A 22,727-nucleotide genomic window follows, 5' to 3' on the forward strand; every position below is an offset into this window, starting at 1 on the left:
TATCGTTAGAAGGGAGATGCGAGGAATTGAAAGTTTATTAATTAAGCTTCTTGAACATCTACTAAAACTCAAAGTTTCCTGCACATAACCACAATCATCACGGTAAACCCGATTAGAATAGATACTTAACTTGTGCTGACCAAAGAAAGGATCATTACCTAAATCAAAATGATAATAATTTTTTTTGAATTGCTTTCATACAAAGGGCGATGCGGGAATTGATATCTTTTTGCTCAACTTCATCGATACCCAATTTTACCTTGAGGTGTTGGATATGATTTTGAACAGCCCTGAGCGATATGTGAAGACGATGAGCGATCGCTTGGTCTGTTAAAGATTCATGACACAAAAGTCTGAGAACTTCCAACTCTTTGTCATTCAAGTTTAATTCTTGACGTAACTCTCTAGGTAGTTTCAATTTTCCATGCAGCGCACTTTCAACACCCTCTAAAAAAGCTTTGCGCCGTTCCATTTTATTAATTACTACAAATCCACCGTAGTGATGATTAATAGATGTGACAAGTTTTATCAGCCAACTGGGTTCACTGCTATAAATCAGGATATTTAGAGAGGAATCAGCGTCAAAAATTAACTGTAATAGTTGGAAAGCAGATTTAGCGGACTGAGAGCCAGAGGGTGTAACAAATTGTAAATCGAGGACAATTAAATCTGGTATCTCTATTTGTAGACGTTGTTGTGCTTCTTGGGGAGTGTTGGGATTATTATCTCTGGCTCAGGACAACTATCAATCAACTTCGCGCTGGACAGTTTTCTGATGTTGATTTAGATAATTTGTTAGAAGAATTAGAAACTATGGGTAGAAGGGAGAAGCGAACGGTGAAAAGTCTGTTGATTAGACTTTTTGAACATCTCCTTAAGCTCACATACTGGGATAAAGAACGGGAGCGAAATGAAGGACATTGGAAAGGAGAAATCAGGACATTTCGTAGAGAGATTAAGGATCAACTCAAAGAAAGTCCTAGTCTTAAGCCTTACATCTTAGAAATTTTTGATGCGTGCTACCAAGAAGCAAGGGCAGAAGCAAGCGATCGCTCGCTCCAAACTTCCCATTGATACATTCCCTGTTGCACTTCTTGGCTCTTTAGAACAAATCTTAGATGAAAACTGGTTTCCTGAATATAACCACAATCATCACGGTAAACCCGATTAAAATGAATACGCAACTTGGGTTTCCATAGGAGTATGCAGACGTGCAGTCGGACTTAATAGGCTTGGAAATTAGTAAGGGTGAACTGAGACGTTTGACTGGGTTCGACCCAGAAGATGTTTTTCGTCCCTCAGTTTTGCGAGATGGCAAAAAGCGATTAGGGTTTTTTATCAATGAAATGCTGGTGACGCTGGCGCTAACGCCAATAATTGTAGGCTTTGTTTACGCGTTTATTATTCTGCCAACTATTGGTTCTTCAATTCGACTAGGAATTCTTTTACTAATTTTAGTGCCAATGCCGATATTAATGGGGCGATGGCTATGGCGACAATTAACCTGTCCTGAAGGACTGACAATACTTTTAGATGAAGTTGATAAATATCATGACCTGGTTGCTGCCATCGATATCAATGACCAATTAGCAGCATCAGGAAACGTAGAAAGTAGTATCCACGATCGAGATAAAATCACCGCCGCCCTGCAACTAATTAGAGAAGATTTAGTCCGCGCTCTGAAAACGGAACGAATTTTGCGGGATAATAAAAAATTGCTTGCTAATAACCAAGAGTTATTTGTGAATAATTTAGCCAGTCTGCGAGCTTTACAAGTTAGTAGTCAAGCAGGCGAATATGCTCAACTGCTAAATCAATCATTGCAAATTGCGATCGATGTGCAAGCAGAAATCAGAAAATTGCAGAAAGGCTAAGAGAATGTTTGTAAAAGTGGCTACACGAGACTTTACCTGCCTCCACAGGTTAAAAAACCCTTGATTTTGGATTAGTCCACAGAGGTGAACTTTACTTTGTGTAGTAGTGACTTCTACTCGCCCAATACTTTCCCAGAAAACAATCGCCCCGTTGACTTAAATGAGCAACAAACCCAAAATAATTGTCCTGGATGATGACCCTACAGGTTCTCAAACAGTCCACAGCTGCTTGCTGCTAATGCACTGGGATGTGGAGACTTTACGCCGTGGGTTGCAGGATGATTCGCCGATTTTCTTTGTGCTGACTAATACTAGATCGCTAACGCCAGAGTCAGCTGCATCTGTCACCAAAGAAGTTTGCCAGAACCTGAAAATCGCTTTGAATGCTGAAGGAATCGACGATTTTCTGATTGTCAGCCGTTCTGATTCTACTTTGCGGGGACATTATCCTATTGAAACAGATGCGATCGCACAAGAACTTGGCCCCTTTGATGCTCATTTTCTCGTACCAGCATTTTTCGAGGGTGGACGCATCACCCGCGACAGCGTGCATTACTTGATTATTGGCGGTGTAACCACCCCAGTCCATGAAACCGAATTTGCCCGTGATTCCGTCTTCAGCTACCATCACAGTTACTTACCCAAGTACGTCGAAGAAAAGACTCAAGGACGAATTAGTGCCGAAGTTGTAGAAAGGTTTCTCCTGGCCGATATTCGCGCTGGTAGTTTGGAACGATTGTTACAACTTCATGGTAATCAGTGCGCTGTTGTCGATGGTGAAACTCAAGCCGATCTCAACCGCTTTGCAGTGGATATATTAGCAGCCGCCAGTCAAGGCAAACGCTTTCTGTTTCGCAGTGCAGCAAGTATTTTAACGGCTTTAGCTGCTTTACCTCCCCAACCCATTGCTGCCGAAAACATGGCGCAGTACGTGCGCCAAGGCAAACCAGGTGCGGTGATTGTTGGTTCCCATGTGAAAAAGACTACCCAGCAATTAGAAGCGCTGTTGCAACTCGAAGGAACTGTAGGAATCGAAGTGAATGTGGCGCGATTACTTGATGATGCAAATCAATCTGCGACATTACTAACTGAAATCCAAGAAAGTACACGGGCGGCACACGAAGCTGGCAAAACACCAGTGGTTTATACTAGCCGTCAGGAACTAAATTTTCAAGATGTCAAGACACGATTAGAGTTTGGGGAAAAAGTTTCAAGTTTATTAATGGATATTGTGCGCGGTTTACCATCTGATATAGGATTCTTAATCAGCAAGGGTGGCATTACCTCAAACGATGTCTTGAGTACTGGACTAGCTTTAACTTCAGCCCGTTTACTCGGTCAAATTTTAGCTGGTTGTTCAATGGTGTTAACGTCATCCGATCATCCCCAGTTTCCTGATTTGCCTGTGGTGCTGTTTCCAGGTAATGTCGGCGATGCTGATGCCTTGGGGACAGTTTATCAGAGGTTGACCGTGCCAATTTGAGATTTTAGATTAAAGAGTTTTTTGGTTAATGTCGGACTAATATTCCGCTACGCCAACACCCCTTGTGAGTGACACAAATCCAAAATCCAAGTTGCGCTGTCAGCGCACCAAAGGTGCGACCCAAAATTTAAAAACTGTTGTCTTTTGGCTAGTACTGCATGACTTCTGATTCTGCGATTCCCAATCTAAAGTCAAATTCTGCACTTCCTAATGCAGAATCAAACTCTATCCTTTCTGAGGTAGAGGTAAATCCTAGTGTTTCTGATGTAGAGTCAGATTCTATCCTCCCGGATGCTGAGTTAAAATCTGTTCTCCTCTATTTAAAATCAAATACTGTCCTTGGAGATGTAGAGTCAAATCCTGCTGACCCAGATGTAGAGTCAAATCCTGATGCCGGATCGGATTTTATCCTGACTGATTTAAATCCCGATGAGTTAGCATTACCAGGGCATCGTGTAAATGACAATAGTCAAGTCCAGTTAAAAAGTAAGGAGGGACGGCTGTTATTAATCTTGCCCTCAGAATCTCAAGTCTCTGCCTCAGAACTCACTTGGTCTGATATTTGGCAACAAATAAGGCAACGTCTGAGTGCAGGCGATCGCTTCCGTGTATCTAATACACCTGTGCATTTAATGGCACAAGACCGTTTGGTAGATGCCAGACAACTCCAAGAACTCGCCGAGGCTTTGATTGAAGTCCAACTCCGGCTGATATCTGTCTCGACGAGTCGGCGGCAAACTGCGATCGCTGCCGTGACATCTGGGTATTCAGTAGAACAATTACAGCCCGTAACTTCCCTGAGTTCCGAGCCAGCGGCTACAGCGATTCCCCAAGAAGATGCCCTCTATTTAGAAATGACAGTCCGCTCTGGAGTCGAAATTCGTCATCCTGGGACAGTAATTCTCTTGGGAGATTTAAACCCAGGTGGTATTGTAATTGCAGATGGAGATATTATTATCTGGGGCCGTCTGCGTGGAATTGCTCATGCTGGGGCTGGAGGCAATAGTGAGTGTCTGATTATGGCCTTGCAAATGGAACCAACCCAACTGCGGATCGCAGATGCTGTAGCTAGAGCACCAGAAAAACCGCCAATGCAGTTTTCTCCAGAGGTGGCACATATTACGCCTCAAGGAATTCGTATCGCTAGGGCTACTGATTTTTCTAGAAACCAATTCACCAAGAGCAATCAAGAACCATAAATATTTACTCAAAGAATGAAGTATATAAGTAAAGATGAAATAAGACAAATATTCATGCCTCGCCCTCATCAGGGAGAACAGATATTTCTTCATACTTGATACGATACTTCATACTTTATACTGCAATTTACTGTTTTATATTTCCTGAACCCTCATTGACCGCATTTCTATCATGACTCGCATTATTGTGATTACCTCCGGTAAAGGAGGAGTGGGTAAAACCACAGTTTCAGCAAATTTGGGTATGGCTTTGGCCAAAATGGGGCGTCAAGTTGCTTTGGTTGATGCGGATTTTGGTCTGAGAAATTTGGATTTGCTCTTAGGGCTGGAAAACCGCATCGTTTATACTGCGGTAGAAGTCTTAGCCAGAGAGTGCCGGTTAGAACAAGCCTTGGTGAAAGATAAGCGCCAACCCAATCTCGTACTCCTGCCGGCAGCCCAAAATCGCTCCAAAGATGCAGTCACACCCGAACAGATGAAGTTATTGGTGAATGCACTAGCGCAAAAATATCAGTATGTGATTATTGATAGCCCTGCCGGTATTGAAAATGGGTTTAAAAATGCGATCGGCCCGGCCAAAGAAGCGCTAGTTGTCAGCACACCAGAAATTTCCTCAGTTCGCGATGCCGATCGGGTAGTGGGGTTACTTGAGGCACAAGGTATCAAGCGTGTTCATTTAATAATTAACCGTATCAGACCCTCAATGGTGCAGGCAAATGATATGATGTCAGTGCAAGATGTTCAGGAACTTCTCGCCATTCCCCTGATCGGGGTAATCCCTGACGACGAGCGTGTTATTGTATCTACCAATCGCGGCGAACCCTTAGTGTTAGCGGAAAATCCCTCTTTAGCTGCCACAGCCTTTGAGAACATTGCTCGTAGATTAGAAGGGGAAAGTGTCGAATTTCTGGAGATCGACTCGTCCCAAGACAGCATCTTCGCCCGTCTACGAAGGTTGTTCAGGACAAAGATTGTTTAACTTACCTTTCCAGTCTCCGCCCCAGACCTATTCGTAATGATTGAACTTCTAGAAAAACTTTTTTTTCGCGGCCCTGATAGCAGTCGAACTCAAGTTAAACGTCGCCTGCAATTGGTGATTGCTCACGATCGCGCTGACTTAGATCCTCAAACGTTGGAAAAAATGCGGAAGGAAATCCTAGATGTAGTCTGTCGCTATGTAGAAATTGAGACAGAGGGCTTGGAGTTCTCCTTAGAAAGCAACCAACGAACCACAGCTTTAATCGCCAACTTGCCCATCCGCCGGGTGAAGGGTGCTATACCTGAGTGGGAAAGAGGTGATAAGCCTCTCTAGCTTGAATTTTAAGTATTTATATTTATGATTTAGTTAAATTGTTCGTTCGTAGTAAGGACTTTAGTCCTGGCTTTGAGGATTAAAGTCCCCACTACAAACTACTTTTTTATCGTAAATTAAAGGGTTTAAGAACCTGCAATCTACATGTAGCACCCATTTCAGTCGGGGTTTAAATCCCCGTCTGAAATGTCTTTAATTTTGAATTTTGAATTTTGAATTGTTAAAGATGGTTTGGCAAGTATTATATTGCTGATTGAAAATATGAATTTGTCTCACCAAAGCATTAAAAATTGAAGATATCCAACCTCTGTCACTCTCCGAAAACAGGGATAAAAAAATCCCGTTGTCAGCAGTGACGACAACGGGAGTATGTAGGGTTTTTTATAATCTATCGGTAGGCAACTTGTGGACCTGCCCAAATTTCTGTCACCTTTTTACCAAAAGTAATTGGTCGATCGTTGTCTGTTGTAGTGATAGTCTTGCCATCATTAGCAACTTGCATTAATGGCCAGTTTTCCTCGCCCAATTCCCCTGCACGGAATAACACATGATCCGGTTGGCTTTTACTCCAGCCTAACAATACGGCAATTTTTTCATGTTCTTCCTCACTCACAGGAGCGACTGTGTTAGTGTGATTTTTTTGCCGATCCCAAATCACTGCACTATCTGTAGAATCGCCTGTATTAAATATACCTTCGAACTTCCGTGCTAAGAAGCGATCGCCTTTTTCTGACCAGCTAACTGGAACTAATACCCCAATCTTACCGCTCGTATCAGTTTCTTCTGACGACTCCCCCTTTACAGCCTTTAGCTTTAATAAAGGATCGCTAACTGGAGTAGTTGAAGCCATCACCCACAATTTCTTGGTGTGCATATCTTGGACAAACATGACGCTGGTGACACGGCTGTTGTACATTTGGGGTTTTACTTCCAGTTGCACTCGGCTATAAACAGCATATTTACCATCTGGAGAAATCACGGGTACGCTACGATAGTGACGCACTCCAGAACCACCATTAGAAGCAATCGCTTCTTGAGTTGCTGTAATCCATTTCCAAGGAATCGGATGAGGACTACCGATAGGATCTATTTGTTCTGCTTGGGACTCATTAACTGTTTCCACAACAGGTATTTCGGTCGTTGTGGTTGATTGAGATTCTCTAATAGCTGGTGCTACTTGAGTTGCTGTCAATGATTGAGTAAAAGACTTTTCTCTAGAGAGATAATTTTCTTGTCCTCTTAAAGACTTGACATTAGCAGCTTTAAGTTTGCGTACTAAATTAAGTTGACTAACAGGAACATCTGTTGATGGTGCGAGTTCAACTGCTGCCAAAGAATCGGGAACAGTTACATCACTTAAATCTAAATCGCTGCTTGAGAGATAATTATCTACTTCAGTTGAAGACTCAATTTGATTTGCTGGTAATACTTGCGGTTCCTGAACAGCAGTACTTTGTGTTGGCACAGACTCAAATTCTTTTGTTATCGATTCGATTTGATCTGTTTTTAATGTTTCAGCTATCTCAGGTTCCCCAACTACAGCTATTTCCTTTGATACAGAGTCAGATTCTCCAGCCATCGAAGTTAGTTTATGTACTTCGGATCTTACTGGGATCGAGTGAGCCGATGCTCCTAATAATGGTGCAATAAGCATCACAACGACAACGTAATTGAGAAATGGTTGTGTGCGGAACCATCCTGACAGCAAAAGGGGTTTAAGCATTTGTAGACTCTCTAGAGGGGGCAATTGCTATGTGAGAAGCAATACATCAACAGCAATGGGGCAGGTGGTAGTTATATGTATAACAAGAAACTAAAAGTAATGACGAGATAATATCTTCAAAGTTTGCAGAGTTTTACAAAAATTAAGTATCATTGTCTACGCCTTTTTTTACTTAGGTACTGAATATTTTTTTGCAAAAATATGCGAGTATAGTAAATATGCTGAGAACTCAGTAATTACTACACAATATATATTTTCCCTATATCCAATCTCACCAAAAAATAAGTCTTGGTTAAGGAATATTTGGGATATAGTTCGAGGAATGACGCTGGCAAATAATAGATAAGCTAACTTAGCTACCGGGGATCGTACTAGTGATCGCTAGTACACAGTAAATAAGCTAGGTTACACACCAAATATAACAGCGCAAACCCTCATTATGGCAAACGTGAGGCGTTAATTAAAAACCTGGGAAAGCAGACGCATAATACATCATACTCAGAAGATATTGCTATCAGCAACCCAAAGTTATAAATTGCTATCTAAACTACAAAAATAGCTAGAAGACGCAATAGTTTTTCGGAAATTTAACTACATTTAAAGCTAATTTCGGGAAGACAATCGGGAACACAACAAAACTAACTCGGTAGATGCTCTAGCGAATCGCAACGAATAACCACTAAGTGATTAGGTTCACTAGAGGCAGATGCGGCTGATACTAGCTGTTACACTTGTCAACTTAACTATTAAGTTAATCAAGCAGCCTTTGGTTTCATGAATACGAAAGTATTGTACCACCAAACAGCCAATATTATTTACAGCTAACAACTGTATTTTGCAACTGCTGTTTTGAATTTAGGAGACTGCTAGATGCTGGCTGAGTGAATTCTGTTTCAACATGCAACTTAAATGTTGTCAGTTATGAGGGGCGCACTTACGATTAACTAGTAGATATCTTGCACAAATACAAAATTCGCCCACTCTGGGGGATCTTGCTACATCCCCTAACCCCTTCTGCCAATTTTGGGAGCAGGGGAGCCAAATTCAAAGTCCCTCTGATTTAGGGTCAGGGCTTTTGATTTATGCAAGAAGTCTAATGACTCACGACTAGCAACTACTAATTATTAATGAAAATTGTATTTTTTGGTACGCCTCAGTTTGCTGTACCCACCTTGGAAAAATTATTGAATCATTCAGAATTTGAGGTGCTGGCGGTTGTCACCCAACCAGATAAACGCCGGGAACGCGGCAATAAACTGACCCCTTCACCAGTAAAAGCGATCGCAACTGCTCACAATTTACCAGTATGGCAACCCGAACGGGTGAAAAAAGATACTGAAACTTTAAGCAAACTCAAACAATCAGATGCAGATGTGTTTGTTGTTGTCGCTTATGGACAGATTTTATCGACAAAAATCTTGAATATGCCAAAATTAGCTTGCATTAATGTGCATGGTTCGATTTTACCCAAATATCGCGGTGCAGCGCCGATTCAGTGGTGTTTGTATAACGGTGAGAAGGAAACGGGGATCACCACCATGTTGATGGATGTGGGGATGGATACCGGCGCAATGCTCCAAATCGCCACTACACCTATTGGATTACTGGATAATGCCCAAGATTTAGCCGACAGACTAGCGGCGATTGGTGGAGATCTATTGGTGGAAACTCTGCTGAAGCTGGAACGTAAGGAAATTCAACCAATTCCCCAAGATAATTTAGCAGCTACTTATGCACCTCTGATTCAAAAACAAGATTATGCTTTGGATTGGTCAAAAAGCGCGATTCAATTACACAATCAAATCAGAGGCTTTTACCCTAACTGCACGGCTACCTTTCGTGACAACCTGTTGAAAATCACCGCTTCTGCTCCCCTTGGTTCTGTAAGCGATGTCTGGCGACAAGCCGCTCCGCGTCTACGCGATCTCCCACCAGAATTGCAAGAATTGACTCATAAATTGCCTGATTTGTCAAACGTATCAGATCGACCAGGAGTTGTAGTGAGCATTGTCAAAGGACTTGGCGCGATCGTTCAGACTGGGGAAGGATTGTTGCTGTTGCGAGAAATTCAGCTAGCCGGTAAACGTCCCCAGTCGGGATGGGATTTTGTAAATGGTACCCGCTTAACTGTGGGAGAAGTTTTTGGTGCGGGAAACTGACGGGGATGGAAGAGATGAGACGAAAATAACTTTTAACTCCTCACTCCTGTACAGACGCGATTAATCGCGTCTCTCCTAAGACTTTTCATAAAAGCGGCAAGATTCGCAAGGACCATCTGGGTTGACTGCACAGCGAATAAGTTCTGAATGAGCATTGTAGCAGCAGGTGGCATCGCCGATTACCCAACGTCCCGCTACCAAACTTTTCTCAGATGGTCGTTTAGCAGACTGTACATAAATGGCAATATTATGCAAGCGATAGCGCCCAGCTTGAAGTTTGTATCTATGGCGGCGCTCTAAAACTGCGTAGGTTTTACCTTCAAAATCGAGATAGTTTCCGGGTTGGGGTGTCCAATCAAGTTGCACTCTACCGAGGGACTCACGCGGGTGCGTCAGAATCACCTCAGTTGGTAAAGAGTCTGGCTCCATAAGCTTATGTGATTTGATTTACATTATAAGGATAGTATCGCGATCGCTTTCTTTAGCTTACCGAATTTAAATTACAATTAATGATTAACTAGATTTGCGAGAAATATACAAACAGTAGGGATGCACTGCTGTGCTACCCTACAGGTTATGGCAGCCAGAAGTTAGGCAGGATAGATTTGCTCAAGTTATGCAAAGTTTGGTTGAGCGATCGTGCCACTTGGATATGCACTTCATCCTCTTCTACAGCTAAAATCTCAGATGGCTGACCCTCTCCCAAATAAGACACCACCAAATTCGCCGCCTCTAAACCAGTAACATAAGCCTTTTCCTGCGACCAGGAACCATGACGGTTCACAATCCAATCCCCACTCATAAACACATTCTCAAAACTTGTCTTAGCGGGCAACATATAACGATAGCTGCCAGGTGCAAAGTGAGTTACCGCTTGAGGTAGCCGAATTACACTGCTATCAATAATCTTTGCCTCCCGAAAGGCTGGCACACAAGTTGCTAAGTAACCCTGAACTATTGATAAAATCTCCTCATCGCTCAAATTGAGAAACTGATTCGCATGATAGAAATCAGCTTCAATCACTGTTCCCGGTTCATCCCGATATTCATCATGTAGAGCATTCAAATCAAAAAACGTCCAACCTGTACTTGCGTCAAATCCAAAACAAGCATTAGAAGGACGAGGAATATCAATTTTACGGTCAAACCATAGCCGCGTTGCTAAAACATCAATTGCTCCTAAATTGCTCAAATTACGAAATTCTTCACGGCTTTGTAAACTAGGGCTAGTTGAGACAATTTTCTTCATCCCCGTGATTCCAACCGCAAAAATTACGGCATCTGCTTCAATTACTTCATCACCACAAACCACACCCTTGACTTGATTACTATCAACAATTAAGTCTGTAACCCGACGCTTGGGCAACACTCGCGCCCCAACTTTCTCGATACGTTCCACCCAAGGACGAAATATTTTTTCTCCGACAGTTCCCCGACACCAAACCACATCAAAATCTGGTTGATGAGCCAGAATAAAAAAGTAAAGCATCCCTAAAGTTGCGGCGGCTGAACATTGTTCGCCAGGGGCAAATAAGCCCACCAATAACATCGGTTCAAAAGCCTCGCGGTAAAGTCGTGCAGAAACGTTAAAGTCTTTGAACAATTCACGGGCAGTTACAAAATCATAGCGCCGCCAAGCTGCATCAGAATTGTCAAAATCAACGACAGCATAAAGTAAAGGCAGGGCGCTGAGACGGTCAATTAGTGGCAGCCGCTTAAACTGAGTGTAGAGAAAAGTTCCTAGTGGCGAGGGGAGTCGCGGTAAATCTTGAAAAATTGGTGATTCAACTTCCAAACCTGCTGGCGAATATTGCGAAGAACGAGTCCAAGTAGTAAAAGGATTAATTTCTAATTCATTGATTAGGGAAAAAATATTTTTGTAAGGATACCAGAAGCCATGAATGCCAGCTTCAACAGATTTTCCGGCAGATGTTTGCCAACCTGCCACCAATCCACCGGGATAGGGGCCGGCTTCGAGAAGTGTCACATCATAACCTTGTTTTGCCAAATGGTAGGTTGCTCCTAAACCAGCCCAACCAGCACCTACAACTACCACTCGTTTTTGTTGTAACCCTCCTACCATCGCAGCCTCCAATTGTTGCAGTCCATCAACTAATGTATACGAACTTGTGTTTTGATCGAGCAAGGGTTGTCATTATAGCGGTTTTCAGTTGGATGCAATAGGCGCTTTGCTAGCACATTCCATCGAATTTAAAATAGTTATAGACTTTAAAAAAGGCTAGGGAAAGCCGTTCAGTAAAAATCACTTGCGGGTAATGCTGAGTTAAGAGTATAACAGAAAACAGACTTAACTATTCATGAGGATAATCATAATGTCTCAATTAGCAAATGTAAAATCCAGTTTGAATGACTTTGAATTACGAGATGGTATTTATTTTCCTAGTGACTATGAACAATTGACTAATACTCAACATAAAAAAACATGGGATGCAATTGGTAAAACATACTATGGTTCCCAAAAAATTGAAAAAATTGCCGCTACATCGCCCATTAAACAAGATTACACTCTGCTAACTGGTACGCCTGGAGGTACTTGGAACAAATTTCCGTTGAATAAATCTGTTGGTTCTATTCTAGAAATTGGTTCTGGTTATGGTCGCGCACCTTTACATCTCTCTAAAGCGAAAAATCTGAGATGTGAGAAATATTACGGTATCGATATTTCTGAACCTTTATTACGGCGGCTAATCAAAGTTAAACAAGAATATAATTTTTTTCCAGAAGCTGAATTTAACTTGATTTGCACTTCTGCTGAAACATTGCCTTTAGAAGATAATTCTATAGATTTGGTAATTTCTAACTGTGTCTTTATGCATATCCCAGATGCCCAATTAAGAAATTTATTGGCTGATATCTGTCGGGTGCTAAAACCTGGTGGAATTTTTGTTTTTAATCATTCATTTCACAATAAGTCCTGTCCTTCTCATATTATCCATAATTTTATCAGAAGGCTGAATCCATTTGTAAGAAATCCAGTTTATCTCAAGCAATATTCAGCTGCTGAAATAGAAGAAATGTTAGCTACTGCTGGGATGAAAGCAAAGTGTCCAGAATACATTGTGGAACCAACAGCAGAATATGCAATTTTGCCGGAAACCATCAAAGGGATTCCCGTACCTTTTGCTAATGCTATCAACAGAAGTCTCAAGCCATCAGATAATTTAAAAGAAACTTTGGCTTACGGTTTTAGTGCCTACAGTACTCAACTGGACTGATTAAGAAACTATCTGATTGTCACAATCAACTGAATACAAATAATCTACAAAAGCACAACAATGTTGTGCTTTTACTTTTACAATAAATGCCTATGAACTTTGTTTGCTAAGGTTTTTGATGAAAATTCTAGATCGCTAAAGATGAATCATCACAAAGAGGCGATAAATCGCCGTCTCTTGCCTTAACCGAACAGTATTGATATGACTTCTAGTTATGAAAAATTCAAGGTTGCCCAATGAAGATAACATTTGCCAAAACTTGTACTTTTGTTAACTCGCGCACGAGACGTTGAGCTTGATGTTTATAAAGTGGTATCGGCAACACTTTAGGCAAATTATTCATCCATTGCCTAGCGGTAGTAGAACTACATCCTGTAATCAAAACTATCTCTTCAGCACCATACATAATGGCATTTGTAGTTAGAGCTTTTTCAATCTGCACCTGCCAAAGGCGAGGCAGCATTTCACCCCATTCAATTCGCTGCAAACTACTGCTTGTGGCTAAAACAATCAAGCGATCGCCAGCATCAAGCTTAACATCATACCAGGGCATTAAAGAGTAATTGTCTTGCTGATATTTTTGGTAGAGAATCGGTACAACACTGTAGCCAGATGCTATTTCAGATAAAAGCAAACCATTCAGGGTATCGCCATCTTCAATCTTGTATTCCGTCACCATGACTATTTGCTCATTCAAGTGAAACAAGCTGAGAACATTTTCTCCAAAAGCAGCACAAGCAAAAACTTCTGCCGCCAAAGCCGCGCCACATATAACTTGAGCATAGGGAAACAGAGGGGCGATATTATCACTAAATTGGCGGTCTTGAGAGCGGATAATCAAGGTAGTGGCGGGGTTCATTGCATGAGCCATCAAACCAATTTCCAGATTTTCCATATTGTCCTCCCCAACTAAAATGATGCTTTTGGCATGGGAGAGATTTGCCTTAGTGAGTGCTTCGGTAGCATTACCAACGATAAGGGGCATATCGGGTAAAGTTTCTTGGTCGAGAGTGGTAGGGTGAATTCCTACTAACGGCTGGTTGAGTTCTTGCAAAAGAGCAGCTACTTTCTGTCCCAAGCGATTTAAGCCAATAATTATCAGATGGTTGCGTTGTGGTATGGGAGGACGGGAATTGAAAAAATGGAATCTTGAAGTGACCAGGGCATCAGTCAGCAGTGCATATAATACTCCCACGAAAGCTTGACCTGTCAACGTCATTCCCAGGCTAAAAAACCTCAACCACCAAGGGATAGCGTCTGAGGGCTTTGATTGCGATGCAAACTCAACACCACCAAATAAATCTCCGTATCCTCCTAAGAGCAAAACTGCTGTTGCATAGAAAGCTTCTTGGATGGTAATGTCAGGATAATATAAGCGGTAAAGAACTATTCCAACAAGCCACAGGATGAGTACAGTAATCGCATAGATTGTTGCAATTCGCCGGATTTGATTTTGGCTTTGGTAGTAAGATTGCCAAAATTGCGCTATTTTCTCCTTGAGATTTTTCGCTGTGATGCCTTGAACAAACTTTTGCCACTGCCACTTTTGGCTATGAGATTGCCAGTGTTGCTCAGATAAAGCCAGTTCGTATGCAACATCAATGTAAACTAGTGTGTCTCCTACCTGTACTTCTGCCTCTGGATTCCAGCCAAACAATTCTTTGAGTGGTTGAGATGAAACAGGTTTGTGACTCAAGATGCGGCGAGTTGTCAGATTCAGTCTATGTACTGGCTTGCCATTACACCAGCTATCCTTCGCTTGTACCTTATGCTTTATGACTTGCAACAGTTGCCCTTCTAAGGTGAAATATCCAATAGCTTCAGAACCAAGAGCTGTCAAAGCGAAGGCATGAGCTGAAAGATGAGTAGGTTCAAAGGCAACAAAATTGCCGAGATTTTCCCACAAGAGTTTGTTGAAATTTTGTTTGTCAGAACGTACAATCAGGCGAACGTGCGGGTTAAGACGCCGTGCTGCAAAGGCAGCTTCTATATTTATCCGCTCATTTCTGGTTACTAAAAGTATTGAACGACACTGACATATACCTGCCCGCTCTAAAACACTTGGCTGGCGACAGTCTCCTATGATTAACTTTTCTAGTAAATTAGTTACTTCTGGGACTTCCCAATGTTCGGGCTGTACATCCTCTATGGCGCTGACTTTAACATCGTATTCCTTGAGGATTGCAACGCAATGTTGCCCTAAACTTTTGAGTCCGCATACTAAGAAAAGGTCTTGGGTTTTTTTTTGATTGCTGCTAGGAGGGGGATGCACTTTCTGTTGACGGTAGCATTAGATACTGCTAACAGGATGTGTTTAGTAGGGTTTTTACACTTTGGTAATTTCCAACAATTTTACCAGTTGGTTTCAAGATGAGTATCAAATAATAATAAACTGTATCGAATTCTGATACTTGATACCCAACTGAACGCAATTTTTGTTGAAAGCTTGGCTAGTTTTTGGGATTTCCCTGATTGATTGTGATGTAATTTACCAACTTTTTCCAACATATTCAAGCCAAAGTTGGTAAATTAGGGATTAGTTGAGCTAATTCTTCCCTACGCAACTATGCCATTGGATTTATCGCCTCTTTGGATATCACTTAAAACTTCATTACTTGCCACATTTATCACCTTCTTCTTAGGTATAGCTGCTGCCTACTGGATGCTGGGATATCGTGGCAAAGGTAAATCGTTGATTGAGGGTATCTTTATTGCGCCTCTAATTTTACCGCCCACGGTTGTCGGTTTCTTGTTGCTGCTATTTTTTGGCAAAAATGGCCCGATAGGGAAATTCATGGAAGGTTTTGACTTCACCATCGTCTTTACTTGGTATGGTGCAGCGATCGCAGCCACGGTAGTTTCTTTCCCTTTAATGTATAAAACTGCACTGGGAGCCTTTGAACAAATAGATGGTAATCTGCTGCGAGTAGCTAGAACCCTTGGTGCAACTGAAACTACAATCTTTTGGCGCATCAGTTTACCCCTGGCACTACCCGGCATTGTCGCCGCCACAATGTTAGCTTTTGCCCGTGCTTTGGGAGAATTCGGCGCGACGTTGATGTTGGCTGGTAACATTCCCGGACAAACGCAGACAATTCCAATGGCGATTTATTTTGCGGTGGAAGCGGGAGCAATGAACGAGGCGTGGTTTTGGGCAATCGCAATTATGGTGATTTCTCTCTCTGGAATTATTGCAGCCAACTTCTGGCAAGAATTGAGGGAAAAGAGGGGGGAAGCAGGGGGAGCAGGGGGAGAAATTCTTTATACTCCGCAATTTAGCTTTGAATCTGGGGGATTGTTTGTCAACATTGAAAAAATACTTCCTAGCTTTGATTTAAAAGTTGCTTTCACTACTGATGAGCAACCCTTGGGATTGTTAGGGGGTTCGGGAGCAGGTAAGAGTATGATTTTGCGCTGCCTTGCGGGGATAGAAACGCCCACAAATGGCCGCATAGTTTTAAATGACAGAGTTCTGTTTGACTCCGAACAAGGAATTAATGTACCCAGCCGCGATCGCCGCATCGGTTTTTTAGTGCAGAATTATGCCCTGTTTCCGCACATGAGTGTGGCGCAGAATATCGCTTTCGGCTTGCCCAAAAAACTTTCTGCTGGGAATATTCGAGTACAGGTGGAGGAGCAATTAATAGCGATGCAGTTGCAGGGATTAGGCGATCGCTATCCGCACCAACTTTCAGGGGGTCAACAACAACGGGTAGCTTTAGCAAGAGCATTGGCAAGTCAACCGGAAGCATTACTTTTAGATGAGCCGTTTTCCGCACTTGATACCCATCTGCGTAGCCAATTAGAGCAGCAAATGACAGAAACTCTTGCTGACTATCAAGGTGTGACTCTATTTGTCACCCATAATATGGAAGAAGCTTATCGGATTTGCCCAAATCTGTTGGTATTGGAGCATGGTAGAGCCGTTCATTATGGTAGCAAACATGAGATTTTCCAGCATCCTGCTACCGTTAGTGTCGCCCAACTTACCGGATGTAAAAACTTCTCCCGTGCTGTTCTCCAGTCATCACAACAGGTGCAAGCGACTGATTGGGGTTGTACCCTGAAAGTAATTGAACCAGTCAAGAGCGAATTATTTCACGTCGGCATTCGTGCCCATCAGTTCATTTTTACCAACGACTCATCACAGGAAAACACCTTTCCTTGCTGGGTGGTACGAACCAGTGAAACGCCTCATCGAATGACATTATTTCTCAAACTATATTCAGCTGGCAAGAATTCTCAAGATTATCATCTGCAAGCTGAAGTGTTTAAAGAAAAATGGGCGGCGATGAAAGACCAACCTTTTCCTTGGTATGTGCGTTTAGATCCTCTGCGCTTGATTTTGATGGAGTGAACGCAGAGATACACATCGGAATCCCAATTCCACAAACTTTCAAATCTCGTTTCCAGCCTCTGGGCTGGAAATGCACTTCAATTGCGGCTCTGCCGCCAACAAGGGAGGCGGAGCCTCTAGGACGGCATTCCCAGTCGGAGACTGGGAACAAGACAGCTAAAGGTTTCAAAGGGCGATCGCACTTCGCCTCACCTGGAGCGATCGCTATATTCAGGTACTTCAAAATGATATTTAGGTACTCCAACACGATATTTGGGTACTCCAACACGATATTTGGGTACTCCAACACAATATTTGAGTACTCCAACACAATATTTAGGTACTCCAACACGATATTCAGGTACTTCAAAATGATATTTAGGTACTCCAACACGATATTTGGGTACTTCAAAATGATATTTAGGTACTCCAACACGATATTTGGGTACTCCAACACGATATTTGGGTACTCCAACACAATATTAAGCAATACAGTTCAGTTAAGCTTTTCCTTCTCTTTCTCTTTCTTCTCTCTGCGTCCTCTGCGCCTTGGCGGTTCGTTAAAATAATTGACTTGGATAACAGAGTTTTAGCCTTAACCCAAGCGTATTGCAATATTAAGGACTCAATAGCAATGTATGTAAATTTTATACTTAATATTAGAATATTTCCCAGTAAAATTAGCGAATACATATTAGACCATACTGTATTTTTGGTTGTTTTTGCTCAGGGCAATGGGAATAGCAGATGGCTAGAGTGAAAACATAAGTATGTATTAATTTGCACATATTTTCTTTGAGAGCAGACGCATATATGGCAAGATTGAAACGCGGTTCTACGGTATTGGATAAGGCAACGCGACGGATTGCGGGGATGCGATCGATTAGTGAAACGCTGTAATTTGGTGATAGCTTGAATTTAACGGAGTATCAAAGGCGGATTCAAACCTTGCAAACCAAGCTATCAAGCTACAACACAATGCTTTCTACCCTAGATGAAGCGATGGGGCAGATTCAATTATTAGAGGAAGATTTGAGCAGCTATTCGGAAAAAATGTTGATGAGTGTGGGGACACGCTACGGTAAAAACAGTTTGCAGTATGTGCAGGCGGGGGGAAAGCGGCGCCAGAGAAATAAGGGTGCATCTAACACTGAACCGGCTACAACCGCGATCGCACTAAATGTAGAGAAGGCAACGACAAATGGCAAAAGTACAGAAACAGCAGTAAATTAGGGCTGTAGACTCATCGGTGCGTAGGCGTAGCCCGTCGTAGACATCGCCTGTCTACAAGCCAGTTGTTCATGTAGAGGCGATCGCCAACATACCATTTTAGTTAAATTTTTACTTCAAGCGCCCAGACTAAAAAAGTCTGAGCGCTTGAATATTAGGTTGCAGAGAAACTTCTGCTAGATTGTTATAGAATTATGCGGGCATCATCTGCATACTTCTGCAAGACTCTGCACACTTACGGCAAGCAGCAGCACATTCCATCATTTTCGCGTCATCGCTCATCATCTCACACGCCATTGCAGTGCGATCGCACATTTCCGCGCAAAGCATACAAGTGCGTTCCATAAACTCAGAACCGCTCATCATCATATTCATGCACATCATGCACATTTCTGAGCAATCGCGCATCATGCTCATCATGCTCATCATGCTCTTGTCCATGTCCTTACCACTTTTGCTCATGCAGTAAGTCATAGTTTCCATGCACATTTTATGGCAGTCCATACAAACATCCATGCAAGTTTGCATTTCTGGAGTCATGGTTTCAGTCATCATCATCATCATCGGAAATACCTCCTGATTTTTTGATGCATAAAATAGTGTCCCCGGAAGGACTACTCATCACATTAGTCCTATCCTTTTCAAGAGTCAATGGGGTTTTTAATCCATAATTTTTAAGCCTACTTTCCCGATATAATTACCGGGAATTGGAACTAATTCTACAGTTATTTAGTGTTGTTTTTATGAGGAATACTATACATTAAGGCTTATAAACCCTCGCTTCGAAGTAGGGTTTAATTTGCCAAGTCAACTTTACGTCGGGGATCAAAAGTTAGAGTTAAATTTAACTCGAAAATGATGTTATCTTTTTTAACAAATGAATGCTTAAATCAAGCATTTGTAAAATTATATTAATCTAAGTTTTATTAAATTATATTAACTTGAAGAGAGATAGTCTGAAAATTCGTAATTTATAATGGAATTTAAACCGCACCTAAAACAAAAATGCCTCACAAAAAAGTAATTTTCACAACTTACATGAGAGAGGATAAGAAATATATATTATGATGTCGGTTATAAATTTGATTGTAATTTGAGTAAGCGATCGCTAGCTGCTTTTAATGTCTCAGGTCTTTTGCTGAAGCAAAATCTGATCAATGAATGTCCCTTTTCTGGTTGACTGAAAAAACTAGAACCGGGAACTACGGCAACACCGATATCTTTAATCAGATGGTAAGTGAATTCAACATCTGTTTTATAGCCAAATTTGGAAATATCTGCAAGTACGTAATAGGCTCCTTTGGGAACGAAATACGGAATTCCAACTAGGTCTAGAATTTGTAAAATGCTGTCTCGCTTCTGGTGATAAAGTTTGGCTAGTTCTTCATAATAAGATTGTGGCAGTTGCATGGCGGCAACTCCGGCTCGTTGCAATGGTGCGGGTGCGCCAACGGTGAGAAAATCATGGACTTTGCGAATCGCTCCTGTCAATTCGGGGTTTGCAAAAATGTAGCCGACTCGCCATCCAGTGACGCTGTAAGTTTTAGATAAACCGTTAATAGTAACGGTACGTTCTTCCATTCCGGGAAGAGTCGCTAGGGCAATATGTTGAGTGCCGTCATAGAGAATATGTTCATAGATTTCATCAGTGAACGCTAACACATCCCATTTTTGACAAAGTTCGGCAATTAGGGTGAGTTCTTCAGGGGTAAATACTTTACCTGTGGGGTTGTGGGGTGTGTTGATAATAATCGCTTTGGTATTGGCATTGAAAGCTTGACGCAACTGTGCTTCATCAAATGTCCAATGGGGAGGATGCAGTGTCACGTAGCGGGGTATAGCACCAGCTAAAATCGCATCGGGGCCGTAGTTTTCGTAATATGGCTCAAATACAATTACTTCGTCACCCGGATTGACTGTCGCTAGCATCACAGATGCCATTGCTTCTGTGGAACCACAGGTAACGGTGATTTGGGTTTCGGGATCAATATCTAAGCCAAGATACCAACGGACTTTATTGGCGATCGCATGACGAAATGGGCGATCGCCCCAAGTAATGGCATACTGATTAACATCTGCCTCTATGGCCTGATATGCTGCCTGTTTCAACTCCAAGGGACAAGGAAAATCAGGAAACCCCTGCGCCAGATTTACTGCATCGTGTTGCAGTGCTACCCGCGTCATTTCTCGAATCACCGACTCTGTAAACTGTTCTGCCTTCGCTGATATTTTTTGGCGCTTAATCTCACTCACTCCTATACCTCCCTTAATCCTTTATTGCCGTTATCCGGGAATTTCTGTAAACCAGACAAAAGCCATAATATTGATAGATTTATCGTAGTATACTCAAATTTCCGATCCAGAGGAAGAAGCAAGGGAGCAGAGGGGCAGGGGAGGCAGAGGAAGCAGGATAATAACCAATGCCCAATGCCCAATGCCCTTATTATCTATATACTTAATTATTGAGATTAATAGTCAATTATTGAAGTACTGATCCAGAATCATCATGAAATCTTTGCACCGTCCCGATCTGTATAGCTGGTCTAATTTCAATCCGGCAAGAAATATTGATTTCAATGGGATTGCCTGGATTCGCCCAGATGGCAACATCTTGATTGACCCAGTAGCCTTATCAAACCATGATTGGAATCATCTAAAATCCCTCGGCGGTGTGGTTTGGATTGTGCTGACGAATTCTGAGCATGTCAGGGCAAGTAAAGAAATTGCCGATCAAACTTATGCTAAGATTGCTGGCCCGATTGCAGAAAAAGACACTTTTCCTATACCTTGCGATCGCTGGCTATCTGATGGTGAAGAATTTGTGCCAGGACTGGAGGTGATTGAACTCAATGGTTCTAAAACTCCCGGTGAGTTGGCTTTGTTACTGGAAGAGACAACTTTAATTACAGGGGATTTAGTCCGGGCACGCAAAGCAGGTAGCTTGACGATTTTACCAGATGACAAGCTGCTGAATCGAGAGGAGGCTGTTGCTTCTGTTCGCAGGTTGGCTCAACTGAGTCGGGTAGAAGCAGTGCTGGTGGGGGATGGTTGGCCCGTCTTTCGGGATGGACGCGATCGCTTAAAGGATCTTGTAGCGACACTGTAAATAATTAGGGTAGCACAGCTAGCTATGCTACCCTACAGGCGATTGTAGTTCAAATAGATAGAAAGGCTGTCAGACGAAAATCAAACAACACCGTATCATGGTAGTTAGTAACATTTCTGTCTGATACTTTCCTTTTTGCCATAAAAGAATACCAGGTAATTAATATCCTGATTTCCTAACGGCAGAATGCGAAAGCTTTTACTGATTTACCTAGTTGGAGAACGCTGATGTCGAAGGAAAGAAAAAGTAATAAAGAAGCTAAAAAACCTAAAAAAGATCCCAAAGACAAAAAGGAGAAAAAAGAACCAGGCAAATAGGACGATTTAGGTAAATAGTTCTAGCAAAGACCAAGAGTTGCATTTCCTTACATTGACAATACTTTGTTCAATAGCACTGAATAGGAAAAGTTATTGTCAAAAATTTATTCACCCTTGGTCAAGTATCAAAATCTGATGATTTAAGTTGTGTGTGCAATGTTAGGACGGGCTGTGACGCTCGATAGTGCAGCGTTAGCGACGCAGGAAGGTGCTTGACTCGCTAATGCTACGCTATCGGTGACGCAACTTAATCAAGCAGGCTCAAATTTCAGCGAAACGCCGTTCATGCAGTAGCGCTTGCCAGTAGGTGCAGGGCCATCATCAAAAACATGACCCAGATGACCACCACAGCGACTACAATGCACTTCAGTTCTGGTCATAAATAATGACTTATCTACAGTAGTGGCGATCGCACCTTCAATTGGATTAAAGAAGCTAGGCCAGCCAGTACCACTATTAAATTTGGTATCAGATGTAAACAGTGGTAGTTCACAGGCGGCACAATAATAAGTGCCTTGGTCGTATTCCTTATCCAATGGACTGGTGTGAGGGCGTTCAGTCCCATGTTTACGCAATACATTAAACTGTTCTGGCGTTAAAATCGTGCGCCATTCTGACTCTGGTTTGGTAACTTCAAATCCACTCTGAGAAGTTGTCATTGCTTGTGACCCCCAATTGATATACCTTGATAACAATGCTGTGCCGACTATGACTGCACCAGCCTGTAAAAAATAGCGTTTGTCCATATATCT

The 22,727-nt window shown here is 42.2% G+C and carries 18 protein-coding genes and 1 pseudogene; 11 read left to right on the forward strand and 8 right to left on the reverse strand.

What is annotated here, in order from left to right:
* Positions 1-163: 163 nt before the first annotated feature.
* The gene (locus tag HWQ42_RS07350) at positions 164-472 is read right to left on the reverse strand and encodes a LuxR C-terminal-related transcriptional regulator (protein WP_292810601.1); all 309 of its coding nucleotides are present in this window, start codon (positions 470-472) and stop codon (positions 164-166) included.
* Positions 473-696: 224 nt separating this feature from the next.
* Between HWQ42_RS07350 and HWQ42_RS07355 the strand changes: the two are divergent.
* The 6 genes and pseudogenes from HWQ42_RS07355 (at position 697) to minE (ending at position 5,868) form a co-directional block, all read left to right on the forward strand.
* Positions 697-1,171 (forward strand): annotated as a pseudogene (locus HWQ42_RS07355) (DUF29 domain-containing protein).
* A 40-nt stretch (positions 1,172-1,211) separates the two neighbouring features.
* Entirely contained in the window at positions 1,212-1,874 is a 663-nt protein-coding gene (locus HWQ42_RS07360; protein WP_292810603.1) for a hypothetical protein, read from the forward strand.
* A 160-nt stretch (positions 1,875-2,034) separates the two neighbouring features.
* Positions 2,035-3,357 (forward strand): four-carbon acid sugar kinase family protein, encoded by a 1,323-nt coding sequence (locus HWQ42_RS07365; protein WP_292810605.1) that lies wholly within the window; start codon positions 2,035-2,037, stop codon positions 3,355-3,357.
* 158 nt (positions 3,358-3,515) lie between these two features.
* Entirely contained in the window at positions 3,516-4,556 is a 1,041-nt protein-coding gene (minC, locus tag HWQ42_RS07370) for a septum site-determining protein MinC (protein WP_292810608.1), read from the forward strand.
* A gap of 172 nt (positions 4,557-4,728) precedes the next feature.
* Positions 4,729-5,535 (forward strand): septum site-determining protein MinD, encoded by an 807-nt coding sequence (gene minD / locus HWQ42_RS07375; protein ID WP_292737509.1) that lies wholly within the window; start codon positions 4,729-4,731, stop codon positions 5,533-5,535.
* A gap of 36 nt (positions 5,536-5,571) precedes the next feature.
* Positions 5,572-5,868: a cell division topological specificity factor MinE gene (minE, locus tag HWQ42_RS07380; RefSeq protein ID WP_094350996.1), complete on the forward strand. Its 297-nt coding sequence runs from the start codon at positions 5,572-5,574 to the stop codon at positions 5,866-5,868.
* A gap of 388 nt (positions 5,869-6,256) precedes the next feature.
* Here minE and HWQ42_RS07385 read toward each other — a convergent pair whose 3' ends face one another.
* Positions 6,257-7,591 carry a hypothetical protein gene (locus tag HWQ42_RS07385; protein ID WP_292810610.1) on the reverse strand — a complete coding sequence of 445 codons (1,335 nt, stop codon included), beginning with the start codon at positions 7,589-7,591 and terminating at the stop codon, positions 6,257-6,259.
* A gap of 1,127 nt (positions 7,592-8,718) precedes the next feature.
* Between HWQ42_RS07385 and fmt the strand changes: the two genes are divergently transcribed.
* Entirely contained in the window at positions 8,719-9,750 is a 1,032-nt protein-coding gene (gene fmt / locus HWQ42_RS07390) for a methionyl-tRNA formyltransferase (protein WP_292810612.1), read from the forward strand.
* 75 nt (positions 9,751-9,825) lie between these two features.
* On the opposite strand, the gene HWQ42_RS07395 is transcribed toward fmt, so the two are convergent.
* Complete coding sequence (locus HWQ42_RS07395) at positions 9,826-10,179, reverse strand: DUF6464 family protein (protein WP_292810615.1); 354 nt, start codon at positions 10,177-10,179, stop codon at positions 9,826-9,828.
* Positions 10,180-10,324: 145 nt separating this feature from the next.
* Positions 10,325-11,833, reverse strand: a complete 1,509-nt coding sequence (locus HWQ42_RS07400) for an FAD-dependent oxidoreductase (protein ID WP_292810667.1) — start codon at positions 11,831-11,833, stop codon at positions 10,325-10,327.
* 250 nt (positions 11,834-12,083) lie between these two features.
* Here HWQ42_RS07400 and HWQ42_RS07405 point away from each other — a divergent pair, with 250 nt between their 5' ends.
* Positions 12,084-12,986 (forward strand): class I SAM-dependent methyltransferase, encoded by a 903-nt coding sequence (locus tag HWQ42_RS07405; protein WP_292810617.1) that lies wholly within the window; start codon positions 12,084-12,086, stop codon positions 12,984-12,986.
* Between the two features lie 223 nt (positions 12,987-13,209).
* On the opposite strand, the gene HWQ42_RS07410 is transcribed toward HWQ42_RS07405, so the two are convergent.
* A complete protein-coding gene (locus tag HWQ42_RS07410) occupies positions 13,210-15,258 on the reverse strand; it encodes a TrkA family potassium uptake protein (RefSeq protein ID WP_292810619.1) in 2,049 nt (682 codons plus the stop codon).
* Positions 15,259-15,552: 294 nt separating this feature from the next.
* Here HWQ42_RS07410 and modB point away from each other — a divergent pair, with 294 nt between their 5' ends.
* Entirely contained in the window at positions 15,553-17,343 is a 1,791-nt protein-coding gene (gene modB, locus HWQ42_RS07415; protein ID WP_292810621.1) for a molybdate ABC transporter permease subunit, read from the forward strand.
* Positions 17,344-18,234: 891 nt separating this feature from the next.
* Positions 18,235-18,555, forward strand: coding sequence for a hypothetical protein (locus tag HWQ42_RS07420; RefSeq protein WP_292810623.1), 321 nt, complete (start codon positions 18,235-18,237; stop codon positions 18,553-18,555).
* A gap of 189 nt (positions 18,556-18,744) precedes the next feature.
* Here the strand turns inward: HWQ42_RS07420 and HWQ42_RS07425 are convergent, their stop codons facing one another.
* The gene (locus HWQ42_RS07425) at positions 18,745-19,116 is read right to left on the reverse strand and encodes a four-helix bundle copper-binding protein (RefSeq protein ID WP_292810626.1); all 372 of its coding nucleotides are present in this window, start codon (positions 19,114-19,116) and stop codon (positions 18,745-18,747) included.
* Between the two features lie 510 nt (positions 19,117-19,626).
* Complete coding sequence (locus HWQ42_RS07430; protein ID WP_292810629.1) at positions 19,627-20,805, reverse strand: aminotransferase class I/II-fold pyridoxal phosphate-dependent enzyme; 1,179 nt, start codon at positions 20,803-20,805, stop codon at positions 19,627-19,629.
* Between the two features lie 253 nt (positions 20,806-21,058).
* Between HWQ42_RS07430 and HWQ42_RS07435 the strand changes: the two genes are divergently transcribed.
* On the forward strand, positions 21,059-21,658 hold the full coding sequence (locus HWQ42_RS07435; protein ID WP_289797933.1) for an MBL fold metallo-hydrolase: 600 nt from the start codon (positions 21,059-21,061) through the stop codon (positions 21,656-21,658).
* A 568-nt stretch (positions 21,659-22,226) separates the two neighbouring features.
* On the opposite strand, the gene msrB is transcribed toward HWQ42_RS07435, so the two are convergent.
* Entirely contained in the window at positions 22,227-22,721 is a 495-nt protein-coding gene (gene msrB, locus HWQ42_RS07440) for a peptide-methionine (R)-S-oxide reductase MsrB (protein ID WP_292810631.1), read from the reverse strand.
* Positions 22,722-22,727 lie beyond the last annotated feature (6 nt).

Source organism: Nostoc sp. JL23, assembly GCF_017115065.1.
GTDB classification, from domain to species: domain Bacteria; phylum Cyanobacteriota; class Cyanobacteriia; order Cyanobacteriales; family Nostocaceae; genus Nostoc; species Nostoc punctiforme_A.

Bases quoted from the DNA above. Each gene is read 5' to 3' on its own strand.
- HWQ42_RS07350 (WP_292810601.1), bottom strand. From the start codon at position 472: ATGGAACGGCGCAAAGCTTTTTTAGAGGGTGTTGAAAGTGCGCTGCAT.
- HWQ42_RS07365 (WP_292810605.1), top strand. From the start codon at position 2,035: ATGAGCAACAAACCCAAAATAATTGTCCTGGATGATGACCCTACAGGT.
- minC (WP_292810608.1), top strand. From the start codon at position 3,516: ATGACTTCTGATTCTGCGATTCCCAATCTAAAGTCAAATTCTGCACTT.
- minD (WP_292737509.1), top strand. From the start codon at position 4,729: ATGACTCGCATTATTGTGATTACCTCCGGTAAAGGAGGAGTGGGTAAA.
- minE (WP_094350996.1), top strand. From the start codon at position 5,572: ATGATTGAACTTCTAGAAAAACTTTTTTTTCGCGGCCCTGATAGCAGT.
- HWQ42_RS07385 (WP_292810610.1), bottom strand. From the start codon at position 7,591: ATGCTTAAACCCCTTTTGCTGTCAGGATGGTTCCGCACACAACCATTT.
- fmt (WP_292810612.1), top strand. From the start codon at position 8,719: ATGAAAATTGTATTTTTTGGTACGCCTCAGTTTGCTGTACCCACCTTG.
- HWQ42_RS07395 (WP_292810615.1), bottom strand. From the start codon at position 10,179: ATGGAGCCAGACTCTTTACCAACTGAGGTGATTCTGACGCACCCGCGT.
- HWQ42_RS07400 (WP_292810667.1), bottom strand. From the start codon at position 11,833: ATGGTAGGAGGGTTACAACAAAAACGAGTGGTAGTTGTAGGTGCTGGT.
- HWQ42_RS07405 (WP_292810617.1), top strand. From the start codon at position 12,084: ATGTCTCAATTAGCAAATGTAAAATCCAGTTTGAATGACTTTGAATTA.
- modB (WP_292810621.1), top strand. From the start codon at position 15,553: ATGCCATTGGATTTATCGCCTCTTTGGATATCACTTAAAACTTCATTA.
- HWQ42_RS07425 (WP_292810626.1), bottom strand. From the start codon at position 19,116: ATGATGATGATGATGACTGAAACCATGACTCCAGAAATGCAAACTTGC.
- HWQ42_RS07435 (WP_289797933.1), top strand. From the start codon at position 21,059: ATGAAATCTTTGCACCGTCCCGATCTGTATAGCTGGTCTAATTTCAAT.
- msrB (WP_292810631.1), bottom strand. From the start codon at position 22,721: ATGGACAAACGCTATTTTTTACAGGCTGGTGCAGTCATAGTCGGCACA.